This window comes from uncultured Caulobacter sp., assembly GCF_937900395.1.
Taxonomy (GTDB): domain Bacteria; phylum Pseudomonadota; class Alphaproteobacteria; order Caulobacterales; family Caulobacteraceae; genus Caulobacter.
Genome location: NZ_CALCDX010000125.1, coordinates 1 through 17,029, shown reverse-complemented (window position 1 = coordinate 17,029; position 17,029 = coordinate 1). Strand labels below are relative to the sequence as shown.

The window sequence follows — 17,029 nt, the reverse complement described above, 5'->3', positions numbered from 1 at the left end:
CATGTTCAAGCGACCGAGCATCCGCTACGGCCAGACGCCCGAGCCGACCACACCCTACCAGCGCGCGGCGCAGACATGGGATGATCGCATCGGCTCGGCGCGCGTGCAGGCGAAGAACTGGCGGCTCGCCTTCTTCGGCACGCTGGCCCTCTCGGGCGGTCTGGCCGGCGGCCTGGTCTGGCAATCGACGCGCGGGCATATCGTCCCGTGGGTCGTTCAGGTCGATAGGCTCGGCGAGGCCCAAGCGGTCGCGCCGGCCGAGGCCGGCTACCGTCCCACCGACCCGCAGGTCGCGTTCCATCTCGCCCGCTTCATCGAGCAGGTCCGCGCGATCCCGGCCGATCCGGTCATCGTCCGCCAGAACTGGCTCCGGGCTTACGACTTCACGACCGATCGCGGCGCGCTCGCACTTAACGACTATGCGCGGGCCAACGACCCGTTCGCCAATGTCGGGAGGGTGCAGGTCGCTGTGGAAGTGTCCAGCGTCATCCGCGCCTCACCCGACAGCTTCCGCGTCGCCTGGATCGAGCGCCGGTATCAGGACGGCAGCCTTGCCGCCACCGAACGCTGGTCGGCGATCCTCACCATCGTCGTGCAGCCGCCGCGCACCCCCGACGCCCTGCGCAAGAATCCGCTCGGCGTCTTCGTCAACGCCCTCAACTGGTCGAAGGAGCTGTCGCAATGACCGGCATACTCATCCGCCGCGCGGCCACGGCCGCGCTCTTCGTCTCCGCATCCGCGCTCGCCGGCTGCGCCACCACGTCGGCCAGGCCGCCCGTGATCGCGCTGGACGATCCGCCCCCGGCGATCGTCGCGACGCCCGCGGCCGAGCCGCCCCGCGCGGTCGAGATCGTCACGATCCCCGAGCCGTTGCCGCTCCCCGGTCAATTGAAACCGGTGACGGAGAGCGCGCGACCGCCGGAGCCCGCCGATCCGCGCCGCCGTGTCGGCGACGCCAACGATGCCGCGCGCGTCCAGCCGGTGCGCGACGGCTTCCTCAACGCCATCCAGCAGTATCCGTGGACCGAAGGCGCGCTCTATCAGGTCTATACCGCGCCCGGTCAGGTGACAGACATCGCCTTGCAGCAAGGCGAGCAGCTTGTCGGGCCGGGGCCGGTCGCGGCCGGCGACACGGTGCGGTGGATCATCGGCGATACGGTAAGCGGCAGCGGAGCAGCTGCCCGCGTGCATATCTTGGTAAAGCCCACCCGACCCGACCTCGCCACCAACCTCGTTATCAATACGGATCGGCGCACCTATCATCTGGAGCTGCGCGCCACCCCCGCGACCTATATGGCGTCCGTGTCCTGGACCTATCCGCACGACCAGCTCATCGCCTTGCAAGGCCGCAACGCGGCTGCTGCTGCGGCCGCGCCGGCAGCGACCGGCGTGGACGTGGCGGCGCTCAACTTCCGCTATCGCATCGACGGCGATAGAGCGCCGTGGCGTCCGGCCCGCGCGTTCGACGACGGAAGGCAGGTCTTCATCGAGTTTCCCGCCGGGATCTCGCAGGGCGAGATGCCACCGCTGTTCGTGACCGGCGTGGCCGGCGACGCCGAGCTGGTGAATTACCGCGTGCAAGGCCGCTACATGGTGGTCGATCGCCTGTTCACTGCCGCCGAGCTGCGCCTGGGCGACCGGCGCACCGAGCAGCGTGTCCGCATCGTGCGGGACGATGGACGGAGGGGGCGTCCGTGACCGACAGCCACGATCCGTCCGTCGAGGATCGGCCCGCCGCGCAGTCGGCCCGCCCTGATCTGGCGGCGTTCCAGCTTCGCGGCGATCCGCCCCGCGTCATGCGGCTTTCCCGTAAAGCGCTCGCCGTCGTCGGCGTCGCCGCCGGCCTCGGCATAGGTGGTTCGCTGATCTATGCGCTACGACCGCCGAGCGATCGGGCCGCGCAGGAACTCTACAACACCGACAGCCGCGCCACGGCCGAGAACATCACGTCGGGGCCGCGCGACTATACCCAAGCGCCCCGGCTCGGCCCGCCGCTGCCCGGCGACCTCGGCCGACCGATCGTATCGGCACAGCAGCGCGGCGAGGATGTCACCGTGCCCCCGGTCGGCGCGCAGCCAGGTCCGCCCGATCCGCGCGCTCAGGCGGCGGAGGCGGCTCGGCAGCGTGCCGCTCAGGAGCGCGACGCGGCCCGCACCAGCTCGGTCTTCCTAGGCGGCAGCGGAAGCGCCGCATCACCGGCCACCCCGGTTACGCCGGTTCTCGCAGCGCCGACTCCAGCGCCTGGGGCGGCGGGCGATGCGTCGGCACAAGGCGATCAAGCGGGAAGGCGCGCCTTCATGGCGCAGGCGCCGAACCAGCGCACGGTCAGCGTCGAGCGACTGACCGCGCCGGCATCACCCAACATCGTGCAGGCCGGCAGCATTATCCCGGCTGCGCTAATCACTGGCATCCGCTCCGACCTTCCCGGCCAGATCACCGCGCAGGTAACGGCCAACGTCTATGACAGCCCTACGGGCCGCATCCTGCTGATCCCGCAGGGCGCGCGGCTGATCGGCGAGTATGACAGTGAGGTCGCCGCCGGTCAGACTCGCGTGCTGCTAGCGTGGGACCGGCTCATCATGCCGGACGGCCGCTCGATCGTTCTCGAGCGCCAGCCCGGCGCCGATGGCGCGGGGTTTGCGGGCCTACAGGACCGCGTGAACCAGCATTGGGGTAATCTTCTGAAGGCGGCGGCCGTTTCGACGCTTTTGGGGGTCGGTGCTGAGCTGGGCTTAGACAGCGAGGACGACCTGACCCGCGCACTGCGACGCGGCTCTCAGGACACCATCAACCAGACCGGCCAGCAGATCGTGCGTCGGCAGCTCAATGTGCCGCCCACGCTCACCATCCGGCCGGGGCATCCGCTGCGCGTGGTGCTGACCCGCGACCTGGTGCTCGAACCCATCGGAGTAACGCGATGACGAAGTTGAAGCTCGGGCCGCTGGCCGACGATCGTCCCGTCAAGCTCACGGTGGAGTTGCCTGCCGCTGTTCACCGCGATCTCACGGCCTACGCCGCCGCGCTTGCGGCCGAGACCGGCGGGGATGCTATCGCTCCTGAGAAGCTCGTCTCGCCAATGCTGGCGAAGTTCATGGCGAGCGACCGAGGATTCTCGCGGCGGCGGGATACGCCGAAGGGCTGACCCGCCTCGCTGCCATTAATTACCAAGGAAGCGTCGGCGGCGCTCCTGAGCATCGACCTTGATGATCGCTTCCTCTGCCGTGGCGCATTCGCCGCCACGCACCGAGCCGTCACGACACCCGGCCACCACCCGTCGAGCCTCGTCGATATGGGCAACGAAATACTGCGTGCCGCGTGCGTCGCTCGCGGGCCCAGCTTCTGACCGCGTGATGGCTACCCCAGGCTCAACCGGCAGTATCGCCGGCCGAAGCAAAAAGCCGCCTCCGAATCCGACAGCGAGTGAGATGATCGCTACGAATGTCGATCTGCCGTTCTTCATAGCCTCCAACTCCATCGGACGATTACTGGACGGATGCTTGTGCCGCATGTGGCGGCGCGCGCAAGCATATCCGCCGAGATAGAGATGTAAAAAAGCTTATTTTACCCTGACCCTACTAAGATTTCAAAAGAAAGCGCGTGTCTATTCTTCACGAAATGCAGAAATCTTCGTAACGCTGGATTGTCGTTCTCTTGCCGCCAGTAGCCGGAGTGCACGACGAAAGCCGCTCCCTGCTCCCCGTGCAATGGACGCAGAACAACATCTGGGTAGTGAATTCCTGACGATCCTTCGCAAACCAGCGACAGTCGCTGTCCCGACCCAAGTAAGCTGAGGACCGATTCTCTGCTGGCGCGGCTTATAGTGAGGTCGGGCGAACCACCGGACATCGAGAGCCGACCAAGCAATATTCTTTGGAGGTCAGTGCCGGGATCAGTTGCCGGCAGCACGAAGCTCTCCGAACGCAGCTCGGTCCAAAAGAGTAACTCCCGGCTGGCGAGCGGATGATCGATAGGCAACGCCAGCAGGACCCGTTCACTCCAAAGCGGCTGGTGCCGATAGCCGTTGCGGCTCGCGTCCCCCAACAGGATTGCAATATCGATGTCGCCGGTATCGAGGCCCGCGAGCAGAGCAGCGCGGTCTCCCTCGACGCTCTCAAATGCGACGTCGGCGTTCTCCATCCGCCACGCGACCATCGCGGCACGTAAGTTTCCGGCTGATACCGGAACATTGTGGCCGACAACGAGGGAGCCCGCGCGACCTTGGCCGGCGGCGTGCATCGTGGCGACCATGCGGTCTGCACTCGCCAGAATTGACCGAGCGCTCCGGATGAAGCCCGCCCCCGCGACTGTGGTCGTTATCCCAGAGCGTGAGCGATTGAACAGTTTGGCGCCGATAACGCGTTCCAGCCTGAGAATGCTGCGGCTGAGGGTGGATTGTTCGACATTGAGAGCAAGCGAGGCGCGATAGAAGCTACCGTGATCCGCTGCCGTCACAGCGTAGCGGAGCTGTCGGATGTCGAACCTCATGACGGCGCACTCGGCAGCCTTGCCTGGCTAAATCGGCGCCCTTGTCCGCCAGACTGTCGCTACGAGACCGGCACTGATACCGCCGGCCACGCCTCCAAGTGCTGCTCCGTCGACACCTAGTAACTTCCCGAGAACTGCCGAGATAGTGCCAACAAATACACCGACGACAATCGACAGAAGTATTCTTCTATAATTACTCATCTTCATTCCCCAACGTCACGCCCTATCGGCTAGCGAGCACACTTCACCATAGCAGCGAAGCGCCAGAAGCTTTCCGAACCGAACACCGCGTTAGGAAAGACCGCCGCATCGGCGCGGGAAGTTATCTTTCGAAGGGGCGATTTTCACTCCCCTCTCGCGCGCCAGCCAAATCGGCCAGCTTGGGAGCCTGATTCCTTCTCGAATTTTAACGTCTCTAAGGGAATTGGCACCTTAGTAGCCGCCTGGAGCCAGGCGCTGCGAGAGCCACCAGATATTGCCTGATGGATCGCCCAGGCCGCCCTGCTGCTCGCCATATGGCCGGAACGCGACCGGACTGACCTCACGGCCGCCGGCCGCCACGCCACGCTCCATCGCTTCCTCAGCATCCTGGACGTAGAGATACATCGTCGCTTGCGATTTGGGCTGGTCGCCTTGGGCTTGGCTTACCATGATGGTTGTATCGCCGAAGCGAATATGCGCATTCAGAACGACCCCATTGGGGGCCGCGTGGATATCGATGATTTCGCCATTGAGACCTTCATCGAGAAACCGGAGGTAATCCCTCGCGTTCTCGACGAAGAGATATGGGAAGACGCGGGTGAAGCCCGGCGGGATAAGCGGCTTGCCGTCCGACCCTGATCTGGTTGGTTCTTCCATGTCAGCCTCCGCAATGGCTCGATCAGCCGCCGGCATCCCCGGCCATGTCACCAAGTCCTGCCGCCGGTCCATGCTCAGCTTCAGCAGGATGTTCGAAAGATGAAATTTGACGGCTTCGACCCCGATTTCGAAACGCTCGGCGATCTGCCGGTTCGTCATGCCGAACCGGGCCGCCTTCGCGACGCGCCACTCCCCGGGTGTGAGGATGTCAGGGTAGGCGGGCCGCCCTCTTTTTCGGTTGCCGTTCATGCAGGGAGTTTATCGGCGGGGCGGTCGAATTACACTCCCCGCGCCTTATCCGTGTCGTCCGCTGCATTATCCGGGGCAAGACCTGGCTTACCTCTCTGGGGTCGGCGGAGTGGCCGCGGTGACGCGCACAAATTGATTTGCCGCGAGGCGCCAATGCCCGGCGTCCCGTCTCCAGATGTTGAGGAAGCGAATGCGCAAGGCCGGCGCATCTGCCGGAGCCGCCAACACACGAACGTCGGCCGTGCCGGTCACGATCGCCGCGTCGCAGCCATAGACACGAATTTCCAAGCCCGAGATGTCGAAGCTGCGCGCAAAGCCGGAATTGCGCCCGTTAGGAAAGTTGGAGAGCACCTTGTCGAGCCGGTTGATCCCTCCGCCGGGTTCGATTGCGAAGAACTCCGGGGCGAAGAACTCGCGGGCTTCCTCGATCGTCCAACCCTCGACATTCACTCGTCCGCCATGCAGTTCCAGTTGGCGGATCGCCTCGACGTCAGGACCGGTGGTAGCGACTTCCGAACAACTCGCCGTTGTCGGCTGCGCCTGAACAGGCACCGACGCCGCCATGAAGATGAGAGGCAATGCCAACGTCAAAATGTTGGTTCGCATGATCGCTCCTTTTGCAGCAAGCCCGAGACCGTTGGGAGTTAAGAGACGCTGGCCTTGACCTGCGACATGATCGCCAGGGTCCGGCCTTCGTTGTCCTTGAAGAAAGCCATCCACTCTTCTGTGCCGTCGTCGTGCCGGTGGATCAGGTGCGGCGCATTGACGAACTCCACCCCAGCCGATTCCAACGCGGTATGGGTGAGACGAATATCCTCCACCCGGAAATAGACGACGGACTCTCCTTCGGGTCCGTCGCTCTCTTCAGTCAAAAACAACCGAATCCCGCCGCAATCGAAAAAAGCGATGTCGCCGAAAGAAAACAGATGTTCGAGACCGAGCACCTCACCGTACCAGTGGCGGGCAGCGGCAATATCACTGACCGTGCGAGAGATTTGACCAACCGGTCCCATGAGCAACGATTCCATTCTGGTCTCCTGTGCATGTAGCGCGCTGTCGTTGCGGATGCCGGTCCAGGTCTTCAATTCGCTCCTGCGGTCCAGACCGAGCTTCGACAGGATGTTGGCGACGTGAAATTTGACGGCATCCAGGCTGATCGCACGGCGTTTGGCGATCTCCGGCCCGCTCATGCCGTGGCGAATGGCGTCCACGATGCGCCATTCTGCCGGCGTCAGAATATCCGAGTGGCGTGGACGACCGCGTTTGCCTGAATCTGCCATGGGACTTCCATAGCCAAGCGAGCGGGTATTTTCCCTACCCTTGGAGGTCGAGCGTGTAACGGCAGGAGCGCAGCTTAAGAGGGCGTGGATCGCGACTACACGGTGGTTAGCGTCAAGGGCGTAGGACGTTTGCCGTCTATATCGGTGAGATTGTAGCGTGCGGCCTCAGCAGCGGCGACGAGCACCTCTCCAGAACGCCTCATAATCTCGGTGTCGCTCGCGAGCGCAGCGATCACGCGGCCGATGAACTGAGGCGACTCGGAATTCGATAAATCCAGGTAGGCGGCCGCTTCCATCACTTTTTCCGTTCGCACCATACCCGGATATAGCGAAACCACTGCAACATCATGTTCGCGTAGTTCATGTGCAGTGTCGGCGGTGAGCTTATCCGTAGCCGCCTTCGATACTCCATAGAGCGCGTTCGCGATGTGTTTCTGTGCGGCCCAGAACGAGATGTTGACAATCAGTCCCGAGCGCTGAGGCACCATTGCTCGTGCCGCCAGAGCACTCGAAACGAAGTTGGCCCGCACACCCGCCGCGAACATCGCGTCCCACCGCCAGAATGGCTGCTGCCAAAACGGCAGTCCCCATGTGAACTGCCCGGCATCGACCATTCGCTCATAGCCACCCCAAACGCTGTTCACGAGTACGTCCAGTCGACCGTGGTCCGCTGCAATCCGCTCGAAAACTGCCGCCGACTCTGCGTCATCGGTGTGATCGCAGGCTATCGGAATAAAGCCCGACGACAACGGCGCTTCACCTGCAGTTCGCCCAGTAACGTAGACGGTCGCCCCTGTCGTTGCGAAATGGTCTGCTACGCCTCTGCCGACGCCGCGGGTTCCGCCGGTAACAAGGACTACGCTCCGTTCGAGGCCGGGATTGCTCACCTGCTACCGACCGGGTGCCCGCTGAAACTCGCCGCGCTGCGCCTCTTGCTCTGCCATCGCCGGACGGATGTCGGCAATCTATTGTTGGCCGCAAGCCGAAGAAACATGCGCGTCCCTCGCTTATCTCTCGCAACATCCAATCAGCGAGGTATCAACCTGTTCACACCAGGGTATTCGCCAAAGTTGGGAATTTCACTCCCCGGCGACCGAGGGGAGGGAAAAGGACCGTCTCTCACGCTATGCGTGGGAGACGGCAGGCTTAGTGAAGCAGTGATCGCGGCATACGGCACTCGATAATCGCCGAAGCCGCAGAAGAAGCCGTCGCGGTGTTTGAATTCGCCAAATGCCATGCGCTGGTGGAGGATCGATGAGGCTGTCGCTAAGCCAATGTTGAGGAATGGAGAAGCGATTGATGAAGATACTGCGCCGCTGGCCCGCTACATCCCTCGTCATCCTCGCGCTGGTGATCACCTATCTCGTGGGCATCCCAATTGCGATGGCGTTGAGGCCACTTGAGAAGTCCCTAGGCCTCCGGAACGAATTGCTCAGCCTTTGGGTGATGCGGTGGGGCGCAACGTTCGCGGGCCTCATCGTGCTGGCTGCTGTTTCTGGCCGTCCCGGCTTTCAAGTCTGGCTCACGCAACTATTCCGATGGCGCGTGAATGCAGGTTACTACGTCTTCATCTACAGTTCTGCGCTGATCATCTTTTCGCTCTCGCTCCTACTAGCTTTTGGCCTGTTCCCACCGCCGTCCGCCACGCAAGGTTTCGCCGTTACTCCAGCCGTGCTCGGTTCTTACCTCGCCGAGATCGCCTATATCACGGTCACCAACGGCGAAGAAACTGGATGGCGGTTCGTGCTGCTCGGGCTGTTGCTGGCGCGAACCCGTTTGTTCTCCGCTTCGCTCCTCGTGGGATGCGCCTGGGTGTTTTGGCATCTGCCGATGTACATTTGGCTGGGCGGCGGTGGCCTGACCATGTTCGCGCCGTTCGTCTTCATCGGGCTCGGCTTGTCGATCATTCTCGCTTGGCTCTACAAAGCTACGAACTCTCTGCTGTTGCCGGTGCTGTTCCACGGCGCAGTGAATGCGACCACCTATAGTTTTGAGCGGAATTTCCCGGGCTTGGCCGAAGCGCTCGACGCCACCGGGGCGGTCGGTGAATGGATGTATGCCGCCGCATTGCTGCCGCTCGTCGTCGTGATCGTTCTGATGAACCGCACAATGTTCTTCGGCCAGGTCGATTTCCCGGCCGGCGAGAACTGGGCCGATAGATCGACGACGGAGGTCAGGGTCGCCCGAGCAGGCTGACCGACATCTGTTGGTACTCGGGGTGGATGTATTGATCGTCGAACAGCAACATGCGCAAGATCGCGCTTACCCGCAGCGCCCGGCTACCCCAAGTCAATGGGCTCTCACCATTGACGTCGCGGGCGTCTGGCTTTGCGCCGGCCGCAACCAACGCGGCGATGGAGCCCGCAGTCCCGCACGCGGCCGCGCGATGGAGCGGCGTCTCGCCCCAAGTTCGAATGTCGCGCATGTAACACCCGGTTGCGACTCCCGGAACGGTCGCGCGATTGGGATCGGCGCCGCTTGCAAGCAGCACTTGAACCACGCGCTCATGCGCCACACTCTCGAACCTGCACAACGCGGAGTGAAGCGGCACCTCGCCGGTATCGTTCAGGGCATGATTGGGATCGGCGCCGTTTTCGATCAGGAAAGCGCATAATTGCCAATGGCCGTGAAAAGCCGCGCCGTTGAGTCCGAGGTCGGCGCCCAGCGCGTCGAGTGTCACGCCAGCGCTCAACAGGCGCCTCAGTGCGCTGACATCACCATAATAAGCACACCATTGCGCGATGCTGGTCCGGTCGGCTTCGGCATCGGGGGCGCCTCCTTGATCGAGCCAGTCGAAGACGAGATCCGTCCGGCCATTGGCGATCCGCTCAAGCATGGGAGCCTCCATCAAACTTTCCGTCCGCTCTTGGAATTGCTGTTCATCACTTGGGCGTACTCGCAGGCGATAGAAATTTCACTCCCCGCCATACCGACCGGGTAGGGAAAAAGCCGAGCGCTCATGCTACGAGTGAGCAAGGCAAATTCAAGTAACGCTCGTCCGCGCCATCGGACAGTTTGGCGCTGGCCGAGGGCTGTATAATGGTCTTCGCCAGCGCATGAAGTGTTTAAAGGCGGTGCCCAAGGATTCATCGGTGAGGCAACCTGAGGAACTGCAGTCTAACGCGCCGCTCCGTTGGTCGGTCGGCCGTGGTACAGATGTATGGACGTTGCTCGTTGCGAGCGCCGCAGGCGACTATGCGACCGTTCGTCAATTGCTGGATGACCAGCCCGAGTTGGTACACGCTCACTACAGCTATCGGACGCCGCTCCATTTCGCTGTTCGCGAGAACCGCTCCGAAATCGTGTTTCTGCTTCTCGACAGAGGCATCGATCCGACGGAGATGGGCGGCGACGATACGCTGCTCGAAGTCTGTGCGGATCGCGGCCACCATCAACTTCGCGAGGCGCTTGAAGCAAGATTGGCCGCCGGCCTGAATATTTCCGCCGATGGAGAAGCGCTCGCCGCCGCCATTCGCGGCCACGACTTCTTGCGTCTTCGCGAACTGCTGGACGCCGATCCAGCGGCCGTGTCCGCCGGCGACGCCAGGTCCAACCAGCCTCTTCACTGGGCGGTGATGACGCGACAGCCGGACATGGTGGACGAACTTCTGTCGCGCGGGGCCGACATCGATGCCCCACGCGTCGATGGCGCCCGTCCGATTCAGCTCTGCAATGGAGACTATTCCTTTCGCGGCTGGAGCGAGGTGCCTAACGATTGGCCGACGACCGCCCGAGCCATGCTCGATCACCTCAGAAATCGCGGGGCGTTCGTGGATATCGTGACGGCGGCGCACATTGGCGACTTGGACCGCGTGAGGTTTCTACTGCGCGAGGATATCGGTCTGGCCGACAAGCCGTCGCCCTATGTGAGCTACTATGCCGGTTCGGGGACGCCGCTGGCGAATGCGGCCGCCGCGGGGCACTTGGAGATCGTTCGTCTGCTGCTCGCCTCAGGCGCAAATCCCAACCTTCCCGAACCCAACATCGCACCGGACGGGCACGCTCTGTACGCGGCGGTCGCCAATCGTCACCGTGAGATCGCCCGGACGCTGCTGGAGCATGGCGCCTTTCCGAATCCAGAGGTGGAGAGTTCGGCCGATGCTTTGACCCGAGCGATCTTGAACGGCGACCAGCCCATGGCCGACCTACTCTGCGCGTTCGGCGCTTACCGAAAGCTGCATCTTCTGGCCCACTATGGTGACGTGAGGACGGCTGCGGCGATGTTCGCTGCCAATCCCGGTTTGGCGGACGATGCCGCTGCGCTGGCAAGCGCCGCTGCCGAAGGCCACGAGCCTCTCGTCCGGTTGATGCTGCGTTATGTTCCCGATCTTCCGACGAGGATCGCATCGCCCGCCGGGTGGAATTCCGCGACATCGCGGATGTTGGCTGAGCTGTTGTATCGCAACGGCATGGATCCCAACCGGCCGGACTGGCTGGGTGTCACGCAACTCCACCGGTTCGCTCGTGGGGGTGACGTGGAGAATGCGAGATTGGCGATCGCCTATGGGGCCGATTTGTCGGCTCGCGATGAAGACATCTGTTCGACTCCCCTCGGATGGGCGGCGAAGTTCGGCCAGCTTGAGATGGTGGAGTTTCTGCTGGATCAGGGGGCCAGATCAGATGAACCGGACGCCCCCGTGTGGGCCACACCGATAGCATGGGCGTCACGGCGCAACCACCGTGAGATCGCCGACGTCCTCGCAAGGGCAACACAGATTTCCTAGCCTTTGACCCCCGCCTTTCATTGATGTCGAGAAATCCGACTAGGTTCGCAGCCGAGTGTCGAGCGGGTAGGGAAAATACAGTGTTCCCATGTTATGGGAGGAACATGGCATCTCGACACAAACTCGGGCGGTTGACCTGCCCTACCAGAAGAGTCGCTGCGGTATTTGCCGTTGCATGGCTTTGGGCATCGCCTGGCCTGGCCCAGGTTTCGACGTCTGTCGGATTGGCCGTCCAGGAAGTCAGCGTGGCAGAGACCGAAACCTCTGAGACGGCTGTCGAGATTTCGCTGGCGCCGGAAAGTCGGATTGCGCTGGCGGAATTTACAAAGGGCGCGCTCGGTCGGAGGGCCAACATACGCATCGACGGCCAGATCGTCATGTCTCCGGTCATTACCGAAGTCATTGTCGATGGAAGGTTGCGAGTTACAGGTATCGCGGCTGGCTCGCTCGGGCGTCTGCGTGAACGCGTTGAGACCGGCCAAGCCAGCATTCAGGTCGAGTTACCTGAAACCTCGAAGTAGACCGTCGAGGGTCAGCAGCAGGCTGCTGCTCGTGCTGCGAGCCCACAAGACAACGAGGGTCCGGGGGTAGGCAAAGCGATGAGTAGCTTCATACACGTTACGCCGCAATTGACCGTTCCGTCCTTGGCGACCGCTCTGGAACTCTTCGGTGACACCTTCGGCTTCGATGTCCCATTCGCGACGAGCAACTATGCCTATGTCGCTCGTGAGGGCGTCGCTTTCCGGCTGATTGAGGCACCTGGAGTCTTCGCCGCCGCTCCCAATGAGGCGCGACGGGCAAGCTATATCGACGTGCGCGATGTCGACCAGCTCTATGCAGAGCTCAAACCGAAACTGGACCGGTTGCCAGCCGCCGATGTCGAAGCGCCGCGCGACCAGCATTGGGGCCAGCGGGAATTTGCGGTACGCGGTCCCGACGGGCACTTCATCGTTTTCGGTCAACCGAGCGCCAGCGGGCAGCATGACTAACCGTGCCCCATTTATAGTAGCGCCCACGGTGTGGTGCGCACTGAGAGGTTGACGGCCACGAATTGGCGACAGTGCGGACGAGCGATTGAATTTCCGGGGGAGCCCAAATGCCAGTTTGGTTATCAGCATGGAGGACGGGGGCGGTGACAGCCGTTCTCCTCGCTGCGTTGGGCACGACGCAGTCACGCGCGCAGGTCGCCACAAGCGAGAGTGATTGGACGGCCTATGGCCGCACGGCGTTGGGGGATCGCCATTCGCCGTTGACGCAGATCACCCCCGGCAATGTGGCGGATCTGCAAGTAGTGTGGCGCTTCCGCACCGGGGAGGCCGGCCGCAGGACCGGCGGCAAAATCAAGCTCGAAACCACGCCGCTGGTCTTCGAGGGCGTGATGTATCTCAACACGCCGCTCGGCCGAGTAATCGCGCTTGATCCGGTCTCGGGTCAGATGCGCTGGTCACGCGACTTCGGCGTCGATCCGACTTCGGGTTATGGCGATTTCGTCAGTCGTGGCGTGAGCTTGTGGCGTGATGATCGGGCAAAGCCCGGTGCAGCCTGCGCGACGCGCGTCATCGTCGGCGTGATCGACGCCCGTCTCGCTGCGCTCGACGCGAGGACCGGCGCTCCATGCCGCGAGTTTGGCAGGGGCGGCACCGTCGACCTGACCCAGGGGCTTCGCAACGCCCCGTCGCCCGAAACCGAATACGAGCTGACGTCGCCCCCGGCGATCATCGGCGACCGCATCGTCGTGGGCTCCGCGGTCGCCGACAACGGCCGGATCGATGCGGCGAGCGGCGAGGTGCGAACCTACGACGCGCGCACCGGCCGGCTGCTATGGACCTGGGACCCGGTGCCGCAAAACCCTCGCGATCCCGCCTACACAAGCTGGGTCGGCGACCGCGCCCACGGCGTCGGTGGCGCGAACGCCTGGTCTGTGATCGCGGCCGACCCACAACGCGGCCTCGTCTTTGTTCCCACCAGCGCACCCAGCGTGGACTACTACGGGGGCCACAGGCTGGGGGATAATCGCTACGCCAATTCGATCGTTGCGCTAAGAGCCGATACCGGCGAACTCGCCTGGAGCTTTCAGACCGTCCATCACGACCTGTGGGACTATGACAATGCTGCGCCGCCCGCGCTGGTTACGATTGAGCGGAACGGTGCAACGATCCCCGCAGTGCTGGTCGCTACCAAGACCGGCCAGTTGTTCGCGCTCCATCGCGAAACGGGCGAGCCGCTGTTCCCGGTGGAAGAACGCCCGGTTCCCGCGAGCGACGTTCCGGGTGAGACCGCATCGCCGACCCAGCCGTTCTCGACGCTGCCACCGCTCAGCCCGTTGGCGCTCGACCATGCCTGGGGTCCAACACCGGGTGTCCAAGCCGCGTGCCAGTCGCGGCTGGAGACGCTGCGCAACGACGGCCCGTTCACACCGCCCAGTGTGCGTGGATCACTGATCCTGCCGTCCAACATTGGCGGCGCGCATTGGGGCGGCGTCGCTTATGACCCCGTGCGAGGGCTGGCGATCGTTCCGACAAACCGCGTCGCGGCGATCATCACACTGATCCCGCGCGAGGACTATAGCGCCTCGCTGGAAACGCACGGCGAGCGGATCGGTGTCGAGCACAATGCGATGCGCGGTACACCCTATGCCCTGCGGCGCGAAATATTCCTCAGTGCCGATGGGGGCATGTGCACGCCACCCCCCATCGGCGCGCTGGTGGCAATGGACCTGCGGAGCGGGAGGATCGCCTGGTCGGTGCCCCTCGGCACTGGCGAAGGGCTGCCACTGGCCGGTGCGGAAAGCCTGGAGGGTATGATTAACCTCGGGGGCGCAATCACCACCGCTTCGGGTCTCACCTTCATCGGCGCGACCCCGGATGGATATCTGCGTGCCTTTGACACCCAGACCGGCGGGGAATTGTGGAAGAGCAAACTACCAGCCGGCGCGCGCTCGACGCCGATGACCTATTTCGGCCGCGACGGCAGGCAATATGTCGTGATCGCTGCGGGCGGGGACGGCGGCGATGTCTTCGGCAAAGGAGACGAGTTCGTTGCCTTTGCGCTGCCGGTGGAGAACACGCCGTAAGTGGCTCGCTCTCGCCGCAAGCTATGCCTGATTGTCCATTGCTGTTTTCTGCGCAGTTCCGTTCGAGCGGGGCGGGCTCATTCAGCCAGCCGCTCCAATGCCCGATCGAGATCTTCACGGCTCACCCAGCGTCCACGTGCCATAACGCCATCGGGACGCCTCAGGGATGAAAGGTCCTGCAAGGGATCATGGGAGACTAGGAGCAGATCGGCCCGCCTGCCCACGGCGATATCTCCAAAGTCTTTCTGAGCGTCAAGAAATGTCGCGGGATTTGCAGTCGCGGTGCGAAGCGCCTCAAGCGGCGAAAGACCACTATCGACCAGAATCTTGAGTTCCCGATGCAGGGAGGCTCCGGGCACGATCAACGGAAAACCCAATGCGTCCGTACCTGCGAGGAGCGGGACGCCGGCGCGGTGCAGTTCGCGCGCCACAGCGCGCGTAAAGTCGTGATAGTGATACAGCGGCCTACCTTCGCGAGGGAAACTCCGCCAGCGGCTCCGCACGGGTTCGGGGAGGTAGCCAATCGCCAAGTCGTCGATCAGCGCCGCCCTTTCCCGTTCGGCCAAAAATTCATAGTTGATCAAGGTGGTGACGACCACCATGTCCGACGCCGCAAGACGCTCGGCGAGCTTGGTGATATTTGCAGCGTCGCTGCGCCACGCCACCGGCGCCCAGAAGCCGACGAGAACGCTAGCCAGAACCAAGGCGGCGAGCGCCGCTGCTCCGGCAGATAGCCGCATCCGCGGAGCTTGCACATTTCTCCAACGCTGCACTGCGAGAGCGCAGAGGCTTACCGCGCCGACGACGGAGATCGCCGCCGCCCCGCTGATAAGAATGCGTAGCGCGCGGCTTGCGAACAGAGGGCCGCCGGGCAACACGAGTGCTGCGCCCGCTAAGGCCACGAGGCCGGCAGTCAGAACCGCACTGGTCATGCCTTTGATCCAGCGCCGTGCTTGCAAGCGCGGATCGGCCGGTGGCCGCGGTTGGAAAATCGCCCCGCCGGCCCAGCCAAATACCAGCGCGAGGAGGACCAACAGCGCCACACCCGTGGCTACGATAATGTTTCGATTTGCGGCCAAGGGCAGGAAGTGGAGATTGGACAAGGCCCCAATGTGGGCCAGGGACTGCTGCTCCTCCAGCAAGGCTTCCAGTCCCAGATTTACTGGCGCGTGGCCGATGATTGGCATCCCGGCACTGCGTGCGGCGACATTCAGAGCGTGATAGCTAGCCCGGTCTAGGCCGCGCGTCGTCGTTTGAAAGCGGCCGGAAGGGTCCATAACCTCGCGGAACTTGACGAGATCGTAGCCGGCCCGGGCCTGTGTTTGGACTTCTCGACGCACCGCATCCGGATCGTTGACTAGCGGTTCGTTCACGAAGCGGCCGGCCGTGTAGATTGTCGGCCCTAGAATCGTCCCAGCTTCGACCTGTCTCCGCCAATCCAAAACCTCGGGAGTTCCGCCCATATTGACGACGGTCGTCACGCCATAAGCGAGATAGAGAGGAGCGTCCCCGAAATCCGGGCGCGCCGGGAAAAACGTCGTTCCCGGAAGATGCACATGGGAATCCACCAGGCCGGGTATCAAGTAGCGGCCGCGGCCCTCAATGATCGCCGCCCCGGCAGGCACATCGATCGTTAATGTCGGGCCTATGGCCGCTATGCGGCCCTGTCGCACGAGAACCGTCTGGCCGGGGGCGATACGACCAACGTCCATCAGCAGCACGTTTACGTCGACAAAGGCCGTGACGTTCGTTTGTGCGGCAGCGCTGCCACCGCCGAACAAGAGAATTGCTGCCAGGCCGATCGCCTGCCAGATCCAAGATTGCCATTTCATCATGCCCATCATTCCAGCAGCCTATTCAGGGGCGATTCGGATTTCACTCCCCACGCATCGAGACCGGGTAGGAAAAAGGCCGCCGATGGCCGCCGCCGCTTGTTTTTGCCAGCGCTTCGCCTTGGCGGCTCGACCTTGCTCAACGCCCTGGCAGCCTACACGCGCGGCGTGCCGGCTCCTTCCGGCCTCACAGTGTTGTCAGCGGGGAAAGACGGTTTAGGTCGATAGTCGGCGTTCTATGGCAGCCCTATAGTAGCGCAAACGGCGAGACATATTCGTTATGTTTGTCCGGTGCGGGGCGCCAGTTCTCAAAACATCGCTGAAAACGTTGAGGTTTCACCGTCAGGGGAACCGTCTTTCGACGATTGCTACACAACCCTGCTACACAATCGAGCCAACGATCCGGGCCTAACTGTCGGACAACGCTCACGAAATCGCGCGCGCGACTGCTACACAAACCCACCCCACAATGTTCGAACGCATATCGTCCGAAGGGGTGGTCGCTTCTACTACCGGCGACGAGTGCCG

The 17,029-nt window shown here is 63.1% G+C and carries 17 protein-coding genes; 9 read left to right on the top strand and 8 right to left on the bottom strand.

From position 1 onward, the window contains the following. Nucleotide 1: 1 nt before the first annotated feature. Genes trbF through Q0379_RS10500 form a run of 4 tightly spaced genes read left to right on the top strand, consistent with a single transcriptional unit; the run spans nt 2 to nt 3,142 of the window. Nucleotides 2-685, top strand: a complete 684-nt coding sequence (trbF, locus tag Q0379_RS10515) for a conjugal transfer protein TrbF (RefSeq protein WP_299008070.1) — start codon at nt 2-4, stop codon at nt 683-685. Next, a complete protein-coding gene (gene trbG, locus Q0379_RS10510; protein WP_299008067.1) occupies nt 682-1,698 on the top strand; it encodes a P-type conjugative transfer protein TrbG in 1,017 nt (338 codons plus the stop codon). Before trbF ends, trbG begins: the two co-directional genes overlap by 4 nt. Beyond that, on the top strand, nt 1,695-2,921 hold the full coding sequence (locus tag Q0379_RS10505; protein WP_299008064.1) for a TrbI/VirB10 family protein: 1,227 nt from the start codon (nt 1,695-1,697) through the stop codon (nt 2,919-2,921). Before trbG ends, Q0379_RS10505 begins: the two co-directional genes overlap by 4 nt. Next, nucleotides 2,918-3,142, top strand: coding sequence for a DUF2274 domain-containing protein (locus Q0379_RS10500; protein WP_299008061.1), 225 nt, complete (start codon nt 2,918-2,920; stop codon nt 3,140-3,142). Before Q0379_RS10505 ends, Q0379_RS10500 begins: the two co-directional genes overlap by 4 nt. Before the next feature lie 15 nt (nt 3,143-3,157). On the opposite strand, the gene Q0379_RS10495 is transcribed toward Q0379_RS10500, so the two are convergent. The 6 genes from Q0379_RS10495 to Q0379_RS10470 all read right to left on the bottom strand — a co-directional run bounded on the left by Q0379_RS10495 (nt 3,158) and on the right by Q0379_RS10470 (nt 7,759). After that, entirely contained in the window at nt 3,158-3,460 is a 303-nt protein-coding gene (locus Q0379_RS10495) for a hypothetical protein (protein WP_299008058.1), read from the bottom strand. A 101-nt stretch (nt 3,461-3,561) separates the two neighbouring features. After that, nucleotides 3,562-4,485, bottom strand: coding sequence for a LysR family transcriptional regulator (locus Q0379_RS10490; RefSeq protein WP_299008055.1), 924 nt, complete (start codon nt 4,483-4,485; stop codon nt 3,562-3,564). A 432-nt stretch (nt 4,486-4,917) separates the two neighbouring features. Then, nucleotides 4,918-5,592 (bottom strand): LuxR C-terminal-related transcriptional regulator, encoded by a 675-nt coding sequence (locus tag Q0379_RS10485; RefSeq protein ID WP_299008052.1) that lies wholly within the window; start codon nt 5,590-5,592, stop codon nt 4,918-4,920. Between the two features lie 87 nt (nt 5,593-5,679). Then, complete coding sequence (locus tag Q0379_RS10480) at nt 5,680-6,198, bottom strand: nuclear transport factor 2 family protein (protein WP_299008049.1); 519 nt, start codon at nt 6,196-6,198, stop codon at nt 5,680-5,682. 38 nt (nt 6,199-6,236) lie between these two features. Continuing rightward, nucleotides 6,237-6,872 carry a VOC family protein gene (locus tag Q0379_RS10475; RefSeq protein WP_299008045.1) on the bottom strand — a complete coding sequence of 212 codons (636 nt, stop codon included), beginning with the start codon at nt 6,870-6,872 and terminating at the stop codon, nt 6,237-6,239. A gap of 95 nt (nt 6,873-6,967) precedes the next feature. Continuing rightward, the gene (locus tag Q0379_RS10470; protein ID WP_299008042.1) at nt 6,968-7,759 is read right to left on the bottom strand and encodes an SDR family NAD(P)-dependent oxidoreductase; all 792 of its coding nucleotides are present in this window, start codon (nt 7,757-7,759) and stop codon (nt 6,968-6,970) included. A gap of 412 nt (nt 7,760-8,171) precedes the next feature. Here Q0379_RS10470 and Q0379_RS10465 point away from each other — a divergent pair, with 412 nt between their 5' ends. After that, nucleotides 8,172-9,068, top strand: coding sequence for a CPBP family intramembrane glutamic endopeptidase (locus Q0379_RS10465; protein ID WP_299008039.1), 897 nt, complete (start codon nt 8,172-8,174; stop codon nt 9,066-9,068). Here the strand turns inward: Q0379_RS10465 and Q0379_RS10460 are convergent. Continuing rightward, nucleotides 9,046-9,708: an ankyrin repeat domain-containing protein gene (locus tag Q0379_RS10460; RefSeq protein ID WP_299008036.1), complete on the bottom strand. Its 663-nt coding sequence runs from the start codon at nt 9,706-9,708 to the stop codon at nt 9,046-9,048. The two genes, Q0379_RS10465 and Q0379_RS10460, sit on opposite strands and share 23 nt — an antisense overlap. Before the next feature lie 256 nt (nt 9,709-9,964). Between Q0379_RS10460 and Q0379_RS10455 the strand changes: the two genes are divergently transcribed. The 4 genes from Q0379_RS10455 to Q0379_RS10440 all read left to right on the top strand — a co-directional run bounded on the left by Q0379_RS10455 (nt 9,965) and on the right by Q0379_RS10440 (nt 14,669). Then, nucleotides 9,965-11,596 (top strand): ankyrin repeat domain-containing protein, encoded by a 1,632-nt coding sequence (locus Q0379_RS10455; protein WP_299008032.1) that lies wholly within the window; start codon nt 9,965-9,967, stop codon nt 11,594-11,596. A gap of 245 nt (nt 11,597-11,841) precedes the next feature. Beyond that, on the top strand, nt 11,842-12,117 hold the full coding sequence (locus tag Q0379_RS10450; RefSeq protein ID WP_299008029.1) for a hypothetical protein: 276 nt from the start codon (nt 11,842-11,844) through the stop codon (nt 12,115-12,117). Between the two features lie 78 nt (nt 12,118-12,195). Then, nucleotides 12,196-12,585, top strand: coding sequence for a VOC family protein (locus Q0379_RS10445; RefSeq protein WP_366519320.1), 390 nt, complete (start codon nt 12,196-12,198; stop codon nt 12,583-12,585). 260 nt (nt 12,586-12,845) lie between these two features. Next, nucleotides 12,846-14,669: a pyrroloquinoline quinone-dependent dehydrogenase gene (locus tag Q0379_RS10440; RefSeq protein WP_299008023.1), complete on the top strand. Its 1,824-nt coding sequence runs from the start codon at nt 12,846-12,848 to the stop codon at nt 14,667-14,669. A gap of 77 nt (nt 14,670-14,746) precedes the next feature. Here Q0379_RS10440 and Q0379_RS10435 read toward each other — a convergent pair whose 3' ends face one another. Beyond that, the gene (locus tag Q0379_RS10435) at nt 14,747-16,513 is read right to left on the bottom strand and encodes an amidohydrolase family protein (protein WP_299008019.1); all 1,767 of its coding nucleotides are present in this window, start codon (nt 16,511-16,513) and stop codon (nt 14,747-14,749) included. Between the last annotated feature and the right edge of the window lie 516 nt (nt 16,514-17,029).

Excerpts from the sequence above, each read along its gene's own strand:
- Q0379_RS10460 (WP_299008036.1), bottom strand. The coding sequence starts at position 9,708 with ATGCTTGAGCGGATCGCCAATGGCCGGACGGATCTCGTCTTCGACTGG.
- Q0379_RS10495 (WP_299008058.1), bottom strand. The coding sequence starts at position 3,460 with ATGAAGAACGGCAGATCGACATTCGTAGCGATCATCTCACTCGCTGTC.
- Q0379_RS10435 (WP_299008019.1), bottom strand. The coding sequence starts at position 16,513 with ATGATGGGCATGATGAAATGGCAATCTTGGATCTGGCAGGCGATCGGC.
- Q0379_RS10485 (WP_299008052.1), bottom strand. The coding sequence starts at position 5,592 with ATGAACGGCAACCGAAAAAGAGGGCGGCCCGCCTACCCTGACATCCTC.
- Q0379_RS10465 (WP_299008039.1), top strand. The coding sequence starts at position 8,172 with ATGAAGATACTGCGCCGCTGGCCCGCTACATCCCTCGTCATCCTCGCG.
- Q0379_RS10475 (WP_299008045.1), bottom strand. The coding sequence starts at position 6,872 with ATGGCAGATTCAGGCAAACGCGGTCGTCCACGCCACTCGGATATTCTG.
- Q0379_RS10500 (WP_299008061.1), top strand. The coding sequence starts at position 2,918 with ATGACGAAGTTGAAGCTCGGGCCGCTGGCCGACGATCGTCCCGTCAAG.
- Q0379_RS10490 (WP_299008055.1), bottom strand. The coding sequence starts at position 4,485 with ATGAGGTTCGACATCCGACAGCTCCGCTACGCTGTGACGGCAGCGGAT.
- trbG (WP_299008067.1), top strand. The coding sequence starts at position 682 with ATGACCGGCATACTCATCCGCCGCGCGGCCACGGCCGCGCTCTTCGTC.
- Q0379_RS10480 (WP_299008049.1), bottom strand. The coding sequence starts at position 6,198 with ATGCGAACCAACATTTTGACGTTGGCATTGCCTCTCATCTTCATGGCG.
- Q0379_RS10445 (WP_366519320.1), top strand. The coding sequence starts at position 12,196 with ATGAGTAGCTTCATACACGTTACGCCGCAATTGACCGTTCCGTCCTTG.
- trbF (WP_299008070.1), top strand. The coding sequence starts at position 2 with ATGTTCAAGCGACCGAGCATCCGCTACGGCCAGACGCCCGAGCCGACC.